This is a genomic window from Methylobacterium variabile (assembly GCF_001043975.1).
Classification (GTDB): Bacteria; Pseudomonadota; Alphaproteobacteria; order Rhizobiales; family Beijerinckiaceae; genus Methylobacterium; species Methylobacterium variabile.
Genome location: NZ_LABY01000084.1, coordinates 49,085 through 63,158, shown reverse-complemented (window position 1 = coordinate 63,158; position 14,074 = coordinate 49,085). Strand labels below are relative to the sequence as shown.

Genomic DNA, 14,074 nt, shown 5'->3' with positions numbered 1-14,074 from the left:
CTCCCCCGCGGCTCGCCGGCACGGGCCGGGCCTGATCTCGGAGGACCTGCCGGAGCTGATGCCGGCGGTGCTGCGGGAGCTGCTGGGGGGACTCGGGACAGCCTTGATACCGCCGCGCCTTCGAACGGACCCGTTCGGAGGCGCAAGGCAAGCCCGAACGGGTGCCGGCGCTGATGCGCCGGACGCCTTCGCATCGACGTGTCGATGCGAAGGCGCGAGGGTATGACACCCTCCGCGTCATTTCGGGCTGCGTTCTCGCGGCCCCGAACTGACGATGGAGGGTCCCAGCGTCCGCCGTTCACGCCGAACAGGCTCTGAGACATCTCAGACGACAATCAGGATCGCCGGCGATCATCCGACCGCCGCTCCGAGGATCCAGGCCCGATCAACCGTCATGTCCGGACCGGCGACAGTCGCGTCTCGCTGAAGAGGTACATCCGATGGCTATCACGCGCGCTTCGACGGATGCGAACGGGGTCGAGGGCAACGGCGGGAGCGGCGGCGCCTCCCTCTCGGGCGACGGCACCTTCGTTGCGTTCAGCAGCAGCGCGACCAATCTCGCGGTCCCCACCGGAGCCTCCGGCGTCTACGTCAAGAACGTGACCACCGGCGAGATCGTCCGGGCTTCGAGCACCACCGGCGGCCAGCCCCTGACCGGCTTCGCCTTGGCCGCGTCGCTAGCGGCGGACGGCAGCGCCGTGGCCTTCGCGACCAACGGAGGCGAGCTCGTCGACGACACGACCACCACGCAGATCGCGGTCAAGAGCCTGACGAACGGAGACATCTCCATCGTCTCGGCCGCCGCGGACGGCACCCAGGGCAATGCCAGCAGCGGTGCCACTCCGTCGATCTCGGGCGACGGGGGTCTGGTCGCGTTCACGAGCCAGGCCACGAACCTCGTCGCGAACGACACGAACGCGGCCCTCGACATCTTCGTCAAGAACGTCGCGACCGGCGCGATCGTTCGCGCCTCGACCGCCGCCGACGGCACCCAAGGCAACGGCGACAGCAACGTCGCGTCGATGGCCGGCGACGGCAGCCGCGTCGCCTTCCAGAGCGACGCCAGCAACCTCGTGGCCGGCGACGCCAACGGCACCTCCGACATCTTCGTCAGGAACCTGACCACCGGCGCGATCGTCAACGCCTCCACCGCCGCCGACGGCACCCAGGGCAACGGCGCCAGCACCAGCGCCTCGCTCTCGCGCGACGGCAATCTCGTGGCGTTCACCAGCAGCGCCAGCAACCTCGTCGCCGGCGACACCAACGGCCGGGCCGACGTCTTCGTCAAGAACCTGACCACCGGCGCCATCACCCGCGTCTCCACCGGCACCGACGGCACCCAGGGCAACGCCGAGTCCGGAAGCGCCCGGATCTCGGCCGACGGGACCAAGGTCACCTTCACCAGCCGCGCCGGCAACCTCGTGCCCGGCGACACCAACATCGTCTCCGACGTGTTCGTGAAGGACCTGACCACCGGCACCCTCACCCGCGTCTCCACCGCTGCCGCCGGCACCCAGGGCAACGCCGCCAGCAGCCAACCCACCTTGTCGTCCGACGGCAGCCGCGTCGCCTTCTCGAGCGGCGCCACCAACCTCGTGCCCGGCGACACCAACAACGTCGGCGACATCTTCGTCGCCGACGTGATCTGCTTCGCCACCGGCACCCGCATCCGCACCGCCCGCGGCGACGTCGTGGTCGAGGATCTCCGCGTCGGCGACCTCGCCGTGACGGTGGGCGGCGGCTCCCGCCCGATCCGCTGGATCGGCTCGCGTACCCTCGACGGCACCGGCCGCGCGCTGCCCTTCAACCAGGGCCCGGTCCGCATCCGCGCCGGCGCCTTCGGGCAAGGCCTGCCCGCCCGCGACCTGCGTCTCTCGCCGGGCCACCCGGTGCTCGTCGGCGCCGGGGCGGACGGCGCTGGCGGCGTGCTGGTGCCGGCGATGTGCCTGATCAACGGCACCACCATCGCCCGCGAGCCGGCCACCGCGGTCACCTACTGGCACGTCGAGCTCGACGCTTACGACATCCTGCTCGCCGAGGGCCTGCCGGCCGAGAGCTACCTCGACCTCGGCTCGCGGCCGTGGTTCGCCGGCTCGGACGCGCGGCTGCACGACCCCGAATTCGTGCCGGCGCAGGCGCCGGGCCGCTGCCGGCCGGTGGCGGTGGAGGGGCCGGTGGTCGAGGCCGAGCGGCGGCGCCTGGACGCGGTGTTCGCCGCCGACCTCGCCGAGGCCTGCGCCTGGACGGAGGCGGAGACCTTCGACTGGGTCACCGCCTGAACCCGGGCCCGCCCTCGGACAAGACGGCGCGAAACCCTCAGGACCGCGGGGCGGCCTCGGGGAGCGCGCGGGCCGTCAGGTGCCGGTCCGCCCGGCGGTGAAGCGGCGGAAGGCGTCCAGGGTCTCGCGGCTGACGTGGTGCTCGATGCCCTCCGCATCGCAGCGCGCCACGTCCGGGCTGACGCCGAGGGCGAGCAGGAACGACTCGACGATGCGGTGGCGCTCCCGCGCCTCCGCGGCGAGCGCCCGGCCGGCCTCGGTGAGGAAGACGCCCCGGTAGGGCCGCTGCTGCACCAGCCCGTCCTCGGCCAGGCGCTTGAGCATCTTGGCCACCGTCGGCTGGGCGACGCCGAGGCGGGCTGCGATGTCGACCTGCCGCGCCTCGCCGCCGTCGCCGATCAGGTCGGCGATCAGCTCGACGTAATCCTCGACCAGCTCGAGCCGGCGCGCCTCACGGACCTGCCGGAAGCCCGCGGAATGGGCCTCGGCGTCGACGAGAACGGGCTCGGGCGGGAGGTCGTGGTCCTGCATGGAGTTCGCTTCTGCCGCCTCGGGAAGGTGTGGGCCGCCATCGGATCCGACCTCTTACCCGAGGACGGGCCGGGTGTGCAGAGGGTGGCCCCTGGACCCCCCCGGGGCCCGGCGGGAATGCCGGCACCTCGCTTTCGACCCACCCGCAAGGAGAGACGAAGGCCGGGCATGCCAGGGCAAGTCGAGGCCGGAGCGTCGCGCGATCGGTCCACAATCGAGCGATGCTCAAGGCGCTTGATTTTTTTCACATGCCCTGCGATGGATTTGATCTCGACTTCGTCGAGACGAGCCCCTGGCGACCTCATGCGCGCAGGCCGGGATCCTCTCAGCCTGTCGAGACTTCCCGCGCTGGAGGAAGCGATGGATCAAGGGCCCGGCCGCAACGACGGCGCAATACCCCTGCCGGCACCGGAACCCGACGAGGCCGACCATGCGGTCGCCGCGCCCCAGGGTCTGGCGGAGCGGCTGTCCGGCAGCATCGGGTCGCTGGTGGCCGGTCTTCTCCTGGTGCCGCTCGCCTGTCTCGGCCTCATGTGGAACGAGGGCCACGCCGTGCGCGTCGCCCGCTCACTGGCGGAGGCCGGAGCCCTGGTGCGCACCGTGCCGACCGACCGCCGCGACCCCGCCCTCGACGGGATGCCGGTTCATCTCACCGGCCCGGCCACGAGCGCGACCGGGGCCGCCGACACCGAGGTCGGCTTGCGCTCCCGCGGGCTCGCCCTCGCCCGGAAGGTCGAGATGTACCAGTGGCGCGAGAGCGAGCAGGGCTCCGGGTCGGAGCGCCGGTTCGTCTACCGGCGCGAATGGTCCGAGCAGCCGATCGAGTCCGCTCGCTTCCGCGTCGCAGGCCACGACAACCCGCCCTTCCTGCTTCGATCCCGCAGCTTCGGGGCGGCCGATGCCCGCGTCGACGCCGTGCCGGTGGGAGCCGCCGCGACGGAGCGCCTGCCGGCGCAGGCCGTCCTGCCGCCGGACGAGGCCGGCGCTGGCGCCCTGCGGCAGGCCCTGGGCCGCCCGGTGCGGCTGAGCGCGGGCGCCTACCACGTCGGCGCCGGCCCCGAGGCGCCGCGGGTCGGCGACCTGCGCGTCACCTACACGCAGGCGCCGGAGGGGCCGGCCTCGTTCCTGGGCCGCCAGGAGGCCGGCGGCCTCGCGCCGTACCGGGCCGCGGGCGGTGCGGAGGTGCTGCTGGCCGCCCTCGGCACGCACCCGGCCGAGGCCCTGGTCGCCCGCGGCCAAGCGGACAACCGGCTCCGGACCTGGCTCCTGCGCGGTCTCGGCCTGCTGTTCCTGTTCCTCGGCTTCTCCGGGCTGTTCGCGCCGGTCAACGTGCTGGCGCGCCTCGTCCCGCTCCTCGGCCCGCTCCTCTCCGGGGTGACCGCCGTGGTGGCCCTCGCCGCGACGGCGCTGGTCGGCCCGGCGGTGATCGGTGCCGCCTGGATCGCCCACCGGCCGCTCGTCGCCGCCGCGATCGCGGCGGGAGCGGTGCTGTCCGCCGCACTTCTCCTCGGGCTGCACCGCCGCCCCCGGGCCGTCCCCGCCTGACCGCGCCCGCACGGCCGCCGTTCCCCAACGGGAGCACGATCATGCTCCCGCATTCCATCGCGGCCGGCGCCCGGGACGGCGGTCCTCAGGGCAATGCCCCGTCCGGGGTGGCCTGGAGCAAGGCGAACCCGCCCCGCGGGGCGCCCGCGTCACTCGCCCGGCGCCCGCAGGTGGGCGACGAAGTCCTGGGCGAAGGGAGGCAGGGCGGCGAGGTCGCGCAGGCAGATCGTCAGGTCGCGCACCGCCCAGGAATCCTCGAGGGCCACGATGGCGATCGCCATGGTGCGGGCGGCCCGGCGGGCGGTGGTCTCGGGCACGATGCCGAGGCCGACCCGGCACTCGACCAGGCGGCACACCGCGTCGAAGCCGCGCAGCTGCACCCGCAGGCGCAGGGGCTGGCCGCTGCGGCCGGCCTTGCCGGCGAGGAAGCGGGTGAGCGCGCTCGCCCGGTCGAGCCCGACGAGGTCGTGGCCGAGCACCTCGACGAACGGCACCGACGCCCGCGCGGCGAGGGGATGGCCCGTCGCCACCACCAGGACGAAGCGGTCGCGGCGGAACGGGTAGGTCTGCAGGCTGCCGGTCTCGACGGTGCCGGCGACGAGGCCGAGATCCGCCGCGCCCTCGGCCACGAGGCCGACGATCTCGTCCGAGAGCCGCTCCTCGATGTCGACGCTCACCCCCGGGTGCAGGGCGAGGTAGGCCGAGAGCACCTCGGGCAGGAACTCGGTCAGCGCGTTGGTGTTCGACAGGACGCGGATCTGCCCCGCCGCGCCGCCCGCGAAGGCGGCCAGGTCCCCCTGCAGGCGCTCGACGCCCGAGAGGATCTGGCGGGCATGGGCGAGCAGGGTGCGCCCGGCCGGCGTCGGCGTGACGCCGAGGCGCGCCCGGGTGAGGAGGGCGGCGCCGAGGGAGGCCTCCATGCTGCGGATGCGGTGGCTCGCCGCGGCGAGCGCCAGGTTCGCCCGGTTCGCCCCGTGGGTGATCGAGCCCGCCTCGACCACGTGGCGGAACAGGCTGAGGTCGACGAGGTCGAAGTGCATGGCGGCGCCTCCCGGGGCGGGCCGAGGCGTGCTGCCGGCCGATCGTTTCGCCGGCCGCGAAGGTAGATCCCGCCGGCCCATGATGGCTAGAGGCGGAAAGAGCCTTCGCGGATAGCGAAGCCTGGGTCAATGAGAACCGCATTGCGAATTGGACGCGTTCCAAGGAAACAGGAACGTGTCTGTGTCACTCGGCGCGGACTGGCGGTCCCGTTGCGCTCGCGCGGCGGAGCCGGTAGGTGACCCAGTTTAGAGCCGGTACAGACCAGGGATACCCGAGGATCACGATGGCGGACACCGCAAGGCCCCAGAACCCCGCCGGCAGACCGGTCGTCCGACCGCTCTCGCCCCACCTCCAGATCTACCGCTGGACCTGGACCATGGCGATGTCGGTGGCGCACCGCATCACCGGCGTCGCGCTCTACGGCGGCACGGCCCTGCTCGCGCTCTGGCTCGTCGCGCTCGCCGCCGGCCCCGGCGTCTACGGCCCGGTCGCGTGGTTCTTCGGCTCGATCCTCGGGCGGCTGATCCTGTTCGTCTACACCTGGATCCTGCTGCACCACATGCTCGGCGGCATCCGCCACCTGGTCTGGGATTTCGGCCACGGCATGGAGCCCGGCACCCGCATCGCGATGGCCCGCTACACCCTCGTGGGCTCGGTCGCGCTGACGGTGCTGATCTGGTTCGTCGCCCTGCTGGCCCGCTGAGGACACGATACCGATGGTCGACAACCGCCCCGACATCCGCCCCTCGATCCGCACGCCGCTCGCCCGCACCAAGGGCCTGGGCGCGGCCCATCACGGCACCCGCGAGTGGTGGCTGCACCGCGTCACCGCGGTCTCGAACGTGCCCCTCGTCCTCGCCTTCGTGGTGATCGTCGCCCTGATGGCCGGCCGGCCCTATCCGGAGGCGGTCGCCCTGGTGTCGCACCCGCTGGTGGCGATCCTTCTGATCCTTGGCGTCCTCTCGGTCACCAACCACATGCGGATGGGCCTGCAGATCGTCATCGAGGACTACGTCCACGACAAGGGCCTGAAGATCGCCGCGGTGATCGCCAACAACTTCTACTGCGTCGTCGTCGCGGTCGCCTGCCTCTACGCCATCGTGCGCGTGAGCCTGCGGGCCCTCGCGTAACGCCAGCCTCTCAGGAATCCCGCCATGGCCTCCACCGCTTCCGCCGCGCCGGCCCAGAACGGCAAGGCGTACACCATCATCGACCACACCTTCGACGTCGTGATCGTCGGCGCCGGCGGCGCGGGCCTTCGCGCCACGGTCGGCTGCTCGCAGGCGGGCCTGCGCACCGCCTGCATCACCAAGGTGTTCCCGACCCGCTCGCACACCGTGGCGGCGCAGGGCGGCATCTCGGCCTCGCTCGGCAACATGGGCCCGGACGACTGGCGCTGGCACATGTACGACACCGTGAAGGGGTCGGACTGGCTCGGCGACCAGGACGCGATCGAGTACCTCGTGCGCAACGCTCCCGCCGCGGTCTACGAGCTCGAGCACTGGGGCGTGCCGTTCTCGCGCACCGCCGAGGGCAAGATCTACCAGCGCCCGTTCGGCGGCATGACGACCGATTACGGCAAGGGCACCGCCCAGCGCACCTGCGCGGCGGCCGACCGCACCGGCCACGCCATGCTGCACACCCTCTACGGCCAGGCCGTGAAGGCGCAGACCAACTTCTTCATCGAGTACTTCGCCCTCGACCTGATCATGGACGAGGAGGGCCGCTGCCGCGGCGTGATCGCCATCGACCAGTCGACCGGCGAGATCCACCGCTTCCGCGCCGCCATGACGGTGCTCGCCACCGGCGGCTACGGCCGGGCCTACTTCTCGGCGACCTCGGCGCACACCTGCACCGGCGACGGCAACGCGATGGTGCTGCGGGCGGGCCTGGCGCTCGAGGACATGGAGTTCGTCCAGTTCCACCCGACAGGCATCTACGGCGCCGGCTGCCTCATCACGGAAGGCTCGCGCGGCGAGGGCGGCTACCTGACGAACTCCGAGGGTGAGCGCTTCATGGAGCGCTACGCCCCCTCGGCGAAGGACCTCGCCTCGCGCGACGTGGTCTCCCGCTCCATGACCATGGAGATCCGCGCCGGCCGCGGCGTCGGCAAGAACAAGGACCACATCTTCCTGCACCTCGACCACCTCGACCCGAAGATCCTGCACGAGCGCCTGCCCGGCATCTCGGAGAGCGCGAAGATCTTCGCCGGCGTCGACGTGACCAAGGAGCCGATCCCGGTCATCCCGACCGTGCACTACAACATGGGCGGCATCCCGACGAACTACCACGGCGAGGTGCTGACGCTGAAGGACGGCAACCCCGACCACGTGGTGCCGGGCCTGATGGCGATCGGCGAGGCGGCCTGCGTCTCGGTCCACGGCGCCAATCGCCTCGGCTCGAACTCGCTCATCGACCTCGTGGTGTTCGGCCGCGCCGCCGGCCTGCGCTGCGCCGAGACGGTGGAGAAGGGCGGCCGCCTGCCGGAGCTGCCGAAGGACTCCGCCGACAAGGCGCTCGGCCGCCTCGACCGCTTCCGCTACGCCAATGGCGGCACGCCGACGGCGGAGCTGCGCCTCGAGATGCAGAAGACGATGCAGAACAACTGCGCCGTGTTCCGCACCGGCGAGGTGCTGGAGGAGGGCAAGGGCCTGATCCACAAGGTCTGGGCCGGCGCCGAGGACGTGAAGGTCACCGACCGCTCGCTGGTCTGGAACACCGACCTCCTGGAGACCCTGGAGTTCGACAACCTGATCGGCCAGGCCGTCGTCACCATGGAGTCCGCCGCCAACCGGACGGAGTCGCGCGGCGCTCACGCCCGCGAGGACTTCCCGGACCGCGACGACAAGCAGTGGATGAAGCACACCCTGGCCTGGCTCGACCCCGACGCCCGCAAGGTCGCGATCGATTACCGGCCGGTCCACACCTACACGATGTCGAACGACATCGCGTATATCGAGCCGAAGGCGCGCGTGTACTGAAGCGACGTACCGACAACGCCGCGGCTCACTCCTCGGGGGCCGCGGTGGGGTACGGGAGATCCTGACAGTGATGAAATTCTGGCGTCGCGCGGCCCCCGCGTCAGCCCCCGGGCCAGCAGTGGTCCGTGACTGGCATGACATCGTGATCAGCCGCCAAGTCCCGGTCGACGGGCAGGCAGAAGCGGCAAGAGCCACCAATCCACTGGCCGCCATATTCTACGAGCATTCCGATCGTCTGGCGCATAAGTGGCAGCACTATCTGGAAATCTATGACCAGCACTTGGCGCGCTACCGAGGCACGCCGGTTCGCTTTCTCGAGCTGGGAGTGTTTCAGGGCGGCTCGCTGCAGGTCTGGCGCCGCTACTTCGGCGATAGGGCCCGGATTCACGGCCTCGACATCAATCCAGCCTGCGCGTCAATCGACGATCTGGATCTGCGGGTGCATGTCGGGGATCAAACCGACAAAGCGCTGCTCGACAGGGTCGTCTCGGAGATGGGCGGCCTCGACGTCGTGATCGATGACGCGAGCCATTCGAGTCCTCACCAGATCGCGACCTTCGAGCACCTTTATCCCCGGCTGGCAGAGAACGGGATCTACATCGTCGAGGATGTGCACGCCTCGTACTGGCCTGACCTCGGCGGCGGCCTGCGGCGGCCGGGCACCTTCATGGAGTACGCCAAAGGCCTGCTCGACCGGCTTCACGCCGACTACATCGTCGAGGACGATCCTCTTGCTCAGGACACCGCTTTCGCGGCGATGACGCAGGGCATCTCCTTTCACGACGGCATCGTGGTGTTCGAGAAGCGTCGCAAGACCAGGGCGACGCATTGCACCGTCGGCCGCCGCACCATCTTCTGAGTTCCGGAGCCTCGCATAACCATGGCCCAGTTCAACCTTCCCAAGAACTCGCAGTACACCGAGGGCAAGACCTGGCCGAAGCCGGCCGGAGCCAAGAACCTGCAGGAGTTCCGGATCTACCGCTGGAACCAGGACGACGGCGCCAACCCGCGGATCGACACCTACTACGTCGACCGCGACGATTGCGGCCCGATGGTCCTCGACGCGCTCCTGTGGATCAAGAACAAGGTCGACGCGACCCTGACCTTCCGGCGCTCGTGCCGCGAGGGCATCTGCGGCTCCTGCGCCATGAACATCATGGGGCAGAACACCCTGGCCTGCACGCTCGGCATCGACGACTGCAAGTCCGGCCAGATCAAGATCTACCCCCTTCCGCACATGCCGGTGCTGAAGGACCTGGTCCCCGACCTGACCTCGTTCTTCGCCCAGCACGCGGCGATCGAGCCCTGGCTGCAGACCGAGACCCCGTCGCCCGAGAAGGAGTGGCGCCAGACGCCTGAGGACCGGGCGCGCCTCGACGGGCTCTACGAGTGCATCCTGTGCGCCTGCTGCACCACCTCGTGCCCGAGCTACTGGTGGAACGGCGACCGCTTCCTCGGCCCGGCGGCCCTGCTCCAGGCCTATCGCTGGCTGATCGACAGCCGCGACGAGAACACCGGCGAGCGCCTCGACGGGCTGCACGACCCGTTCCGGCTCTACCGCTGCCACACCATCATGAACTGCGCCAACACCTGCCCGAAGGGCCTGAACCCGGCCAAGGCGATCGCCGAGATCAAGAAGATGATGATCGCGCGGGAGGTCTGATCCGCCGCGCGTCCCCCCTGGTGCGGCCGACTGGGTCCCCTCGGCCACACCCCCTCGAAAAGGCGCCTTCGGGCGCCTTTGTCGTTGGGGAAAGCCCTGCACGCGCCTTCGCGGGATCGTATTTGCCGGGAACGAACGATCTCTCGAAATGGCCGCCGCCTGCCCGGGCCGGGCCGCCTGATCAGGACTTCCTCGCAGGACCCCTCGATGCCGCGTCAGATCCTCTGCACCGTCGCCGCCCTGGCCCTCGCCGCGAGCGCCGGCGCCTGCTCCTCGTCGCGCTTCGACACCGCGGGCTTGAGCGCCCCGACGCGTCCGGCCGGCCGCCCGGCCCGGCCGCTGCCGCCGGAGGAGCCGGATCTCGGCCCCGGCCTGTCCTCCGGGCCGGTGACCTCGGAGCCGCTGGCCCCGCCCCCGGGCGCCGCGGCGGCGCCCTCGGGGCCGGTGGTGGCCAATCCGGGCGGGCCGATCGTCGCGGAAGCGAGCCCGCCGCCGGTGCAGCAGCAGGCAGCGATCGCGCCGCCCGCGGCGCCGGTGGTCGCGAGCGGCGGGCGTTCGGCGGTGGTCGGCAGCTGGACCGCCAAGGACGCCGCCGGCGCGAGCTGCCGCGTCACCCTGGCGAGCACGCCGGCCCTCGACCTCTACAAGGCCTCCTCGGCCGGCTGCACCAACAAGGACCTCGCCAAGGTCACGGCCTGGGACTACCGCGACGGCGAGGTCTACCTCTACCAGCCCGGCGGCACCGTGGCGGCGCGCCTGCGCCCGGCGGGCGGGGCGATGGACGGCGCCCTGTCGAAGTCCGGCGCACCGCTCGCGATGGTGCGCTGAGGATCTACTCCGCGGCGGTGAGCCGGAAGGCCGACCGGCGTGGAGGAACCTCCTCGCCGGCGAGTCGGCGGCAATCGGCGATGGTGGAGCGGGCGGTCTCGATCGCGATCATCACCGCCGCCATCGTGCGGGTGTCGGTCTCGCGCTCGCGGGTGTAGCGCACCACGTCGGCGGCGAGCGCGTCGACCTCGCCGGTCAGCCGGTCGAGGCCGGCCGCGTCCGCCCGGCGGGCCTCGGCCAGGATCTCGAGCAGGCGGTCCATCACCACGTCGATGCGCTCGCGCCGCAGGCGCCGCAGGCGCTGGCGCAGCCAGGCAAGCGCCGAGCCGAGGCCGCCGCCGAGCACCGCCAGCAGGTAGATCCAGTCGCCGTAGCGCTCGATGAAGCCCTGCTGCTCGCGCTCGTAATAGTCGATGGCGCCGGGATGGATCGGCAGGCGCGCGCTCGTCGCCTCGGCGGTGGTCTCGTAGGCGGGTGCGGCGACGTAGTCGGCCGCCGGCGTCGCGTCGGAGAGGCGCGAGCGCAGCTCGAACAGGTGCTGGGTGACGTCGGCCGCCACGGTGCGGCTCATCGAGGCCTTGGCCATCAGCCGGTACGAGGCCCCGACGGTCTTCACCTCCTCCTCCGGCACCTTCGGGCTGCCGCCGAACAGCCCCGCCGGCACCGTCACGGCCTGGAGCCGGGGCAGGCGCTCGATGATCGCCGGCCCGTCCTCGACGCCGACGAAATCGACCTTGCGGGTCCGGCTCGCCGCCTGGACGATGCCGACGAGGCGCAAAGCCGTGGGTGCGGCGGGCGCGATCACCGCCACCATCGCGTCGATGCGCTTCTCGGCGAAGGCGCGCGCGAGGTCGTCCTCCGCCACCGGCACCAGGCGCACCTGGCCGGCGGGGACGGGCCCGGCCGCAGCGTCGCCCTCCTGCAGGGTGAGGCCGTAATAGGCCATCAGGCTCTTGAGCAGCCACAGGTCGGCGTCGCGGTGGGCCACGATGCCGAGGCGCTTGCGGGCGAGCGCCGGAAAGCTGGTGATGCCCGACGGCGCCGGCGAGGCGATCAGCATCGCCTGGTCGCGCAGGATCGCGAGCGTCAGGCCGTTCGCCGGCAGGTCGACGTCCGGCCGCACCACCGCGAGGTCGGCCTCGCCCTGCTCCAGGGCCTTGGCGCTCTCGCGCACGTCGTCGAACGGCAGGATCTTGAGGCGCACGCCCTTGTGGGCGCTCTTCAGGGCCTCGGCATAGGCGCGGATCAGCGCCGGCTCCGTGCCGTCCTTGGGCGCCACCGCGATGGTCAGCGTGGTCGCCTGCAGCAGGTAGAGCGCGACCGCCGCGGCGGCGGTCAGCACCAGCGTGGTGACCAGGAAGATGCGCTCGGGCCGGATCGACATCGCGCGGGCGGACGCTCCCTCGAGGGGCGGGGCCTCGCGGCCCCGATCGACAGCAACGGCGGCAGGACGGTCCGGGTTGCGCGGCGCGCGTGTCGCGGGGCGGCTTATACCGCCGCGCCGTCGAGCGAACGGGTGCCGGTATGGCAGTCCAGCCGGTGACCGTGCGCCGGACGCGCTCGCATCGACGCGTCGCTGCAAGAGCGCGCGGGCATCACGGGTTGACCCGCACCCCCACCAGGTACGTGTCGGAGTGGTAGCTCGACCCGACCGCGGTGCTGCGCAGCAACTCGCGGGCATAGCTCGCGCGGAAGCCCAGCCAGCGGTTGAGGCGGTAGTCGAGCCGGACGCCGGCGCTGTAGCCCTGGTCGCGGATGCTGATGCCCTGGTAGTCGTTGCTGATGAGGGTGCCGGTCAGGGTCAGGCGCAGGTTGCGGCGCAGGTCGTGGGTGATCTCGGCCGTGGCGGTGCGGGTGAGGATGCCGCTCGCCCCCGGGACGATGGTCTCGATGACGCCGGTCGAGGCGGCGAGCCGGACCGAGGTGAGGGGGGTCGCGATCCAGGTGACCGCGCCGTCGACCACGGGGCCGGTGATGTCGCGCAGGCGGCTGTCGGCGTAGCGGCGCGACAGGTAGCCGCCCGAGACCTCGCCGATGAGCAGGCGGCTGAACTCGAAGCTGGTGCCGCCCTTCACGGTGATGCCGTCGGAATCGCGACGCAGGCCGAACTGGTCGACCGCGAAGTCGTGGACCCGCGTGTCGACCAGGGTGTCGACGAAGGGCGTGAAGCCGGGCCGGATCTCGTAGCCGGTGCGCAGGCGCAGGCCGAACTGGTTGGCGTTGCGGTCGTCCTGGCGCAGGAACGAGCCGTCGGCGAGCTCGGCGTTCTCGAAGGTCTGGCGGTCGACGAGGCCCGCCACCGTGACCTGGAGCCGGTTGAAGCTCTGCGTCACCCCGACGGTGCCGCCATAGGTCGTGACGAGCGGCCGGTCGCGGACCTGGGCGTTGAGGTCCGGGCTGCCGGCGCGCTGGGTCGAGATCGCGTAGCGGCCCTCGACGTTGACCTGGGTGTCGCGGGCGACGTCGAGGCGCAGGCGCATCGCGCCGTCGCCGTCCGGGCGGTTGGCGTTGCGGTTGTCCGGGTAGGTGAAGTAGCCGCCGCGCAGCTCGCCGGTGAGCGCGTGGACCGACCAGTCGCTCTCGACGCGCAGCTCGCCCTGGCTGCGCAGGGCGAGCGAGCCGCGCCGGAGGAGCGAGCGGTCGGGGTTGGTGTCGTAGCCGACGCTCTGCTGCAGGGCCGGGAACAGGGTGAGGCCGCCGATCCGGATGCCGAGCGGCGCGTAGGGGTCGAGGGGGTCGATCGGCCGGCGGCGCAGCAGCGGCACCCCCGCCGCGGCGATGTCGGGCAGGCCCGAGACCGGGATCTGCACGGTCGGGCGCAGGCGCAGCTCGTCGCTCAGGCCTTGCTGGGTCGCTTGCCGGGTGAGGGCAGTGGTGGGCTGGCGCGTCTGCCGCTGCGGCGGCGTGCGCGGCCGGGCGCCGGACCGGGAGGCCTGGCCGGCCGGCGGGCGGGCGCCGTTCCGGGGAACGACCCGCGGGAGCGCCGGATTGGCCCCCCGCAGCGCGAAGGTGTCGGGATCCTGGCCGCCCGGCAGCGGACCGGCGAGGGCCGGATCCGTCGCCTGGGCCAGGGCCGGCCCCGCGGCGAGGAACGCGGCGAGGGCGAGAGCCGGGATCAGGACAGGGACCGGGACGCCCAGGCAGGCGCTTGCGCGTGTTCGCCGCTCGTCCGCCACGGGCCTGCCGCTCCGCTCCACCCGGGCCCG

12 protein-coding genes are annotated in these 14,074 nt (G+C 72.0%); 8 read left to right on the top strand and 4 right to left on the bottom strand.

Annotated elements, in window-relative coordinates:
• The first annotated feature begins 440 nt into the window (after positions 1-440).
• Positions 441-2,279 carry a Hint domain-containing protein gene (locus tag VQ02_RS40030; RefSeq protein ID WP_280818944.1) on the top strand — a complete coding sequence of 613 codons (1,839 nt, stop codon included), beginning with the start codon at positions 441-443 and terminating at the stop codon, positions 2,277-2,279.
• 75 nt (positions 2,280-2,354) lie between these two features.
• On the opposite strand, the gene mntR is transcribed toward VQ02_RS40030, so the two are convergent.
• Entirely contained in the window at positions 2,355-2,810 is a 456-nt protein-coding gene (mntR, locus tag VQ02_RS37055; protein WP_048444716.1) for a manganese-binding transcriptional regulator MntR, read from the bottom strand.
• Positions 2,811-3,170: 360 nt separating this feature from the next.
• Here mntR and VQ02_RS35615 point away from each other — a divergent pair, with 360 nt between their 5' ends.
• Positions 3,171-4,355 carry a TMEM43 family protein gene (locus VQ02_RS35615; RefSeq protein ID WP_048444715.1) on the top strand — a complete coding sequence of 395 codons (1,185 nt, stop codon included), beginning with the start codon at positions 3,171-3,173 and terminating at the stop codon, positions 4,353-4,355.
• A gap of 149 nt (positions 4,356-4,504) precedes the next feature.
• Here the strand turns inward: VQ02_RS35615 and VQ02_RS13500 are convergent, their stop codons facing one another.
• A complete protein-coding gene (locus VQ02_RS13500; protein WP_048444714.1) occupies positions 4,505-5,395 on the bottom strand; it encodes a LysR family transcriptional regulator in 891 nt (296 codons plus the stop codon).
• A gap of 284 nt (positions 5,396-5,679) precedes the next feature.
• On the opposite strand from VQ02_RS13500, the gene sdhC reads away from it, so the two are divergent.
• The 6 genes from sdhC to VQ02_RS13470 all read left to right on the top strand — a co-directional run bounded on the left by sdhC (position 5,680) and on the right by VQ02_RS13470 (position 10,868).
• Positions 5,680-6,099 carry a succinate dehydrogenase, cytochrome b556 subunit gene (gene sdhC / locus VQ02_RS13495; protein WP_048444713.1) on the top strand — a complete coding sequence of 140 codons (420 nt, stop codon included), beginning with the start codon at positions 5,680-5,682 and terminating at the stop codon, positions 6,097-6,099.
• A 13-nt stretch (positions 6,100-6,112) separates the two neighbouring features.
• Positions 6,113-6,526, top strand: a complete 414-nt coding sequence (sdhD, locus tag VQ02_RS13490) for a succinate dehydrogenase, hydrophobic membrane anchor protein (RefSeq protein ID WP_048444712.1) — start codon at positions 6,113-6,115, stop codon at positions 6,524-6,526.
• A gap of 24 nt (positions 6,527-6,550) precedes the next feature.
• Complete coding sequence (gene sdhA / locus VQ02_RS13485; protein WP_048444711.1) at positions 6,551-8,377, top strand: succinate dehydrogenase flavoprotein subunit; 1,827 nt, start codon at positions 6,551-6,553, stop codon at positions 8,375-8,377.
• Positions 8,378-8,447: 70 nt separating this feature from the next.
• Positions 8,448-9,236, top strand: coding sequence for a class I SAM-dependent methyltransferase (locus VQ02_RS13480; protein WP_245239721.1), 789 nt, complete (start codon positions 8,448-8,450; stop codon positions 9,234-9,236).
• A 21-nt stretch (positions 9,237-9,257) separates the two neighbouring features.
• Positions 9,258-10,040 (top strand): succinate dehydrogenase iron-sulfur subunit, encoded by a 783-nt coding sequence (locus VQ02_RS13475; protein ID WP_048444709.1) that lies wholly within the window; start codon positions 9,258-9,260, stop codon positions 10,038-10,040.
• 207 nt (positions 10,041-10,247) lie between these two features.
• The gene (locus VQ02_RS13470) at positions 10,248-10,868 is read left to right on the top strand and encodes an AprI/Inh family metalloprotease inhibitor (RefSeq protein ID WP_048444708.1); all 621 of its coding nucleotides are present in this window, start codon (positions 10,248-10,250) and stop codon (positions 10,866-10,868) included.
• Between the two features lie 4 nt (positions 10,869-10,872).
• On the opposite strand, the gene VQ02_RS13465 is transcribed toward VQ02_RS13470, so the two are convergent.
• Entirely contained in the window at positions 10,873-12,252 is a 1,380-nt protein-coding gene (locus tag VQ02_RS13465) for a TAXI family TRAP transporter solute-binding subunit (RefSeq protein ID WP_048444707.1), read from the bottom strand.
• A 211-nt stretch (positions 12,253-12,463) separates the two neighbouring features.
• Entirely contained in the window at positions 12,464-14,044 is a 1,581-nt protein-coding gene (locus VQ02_RS13460) for an outer membrane beta-barrel protein (RefSeq protein WP_053080358.1), read from the bottom strand.
• Positions 14,045-14,074: the final 30 nt, after the last annotated feature.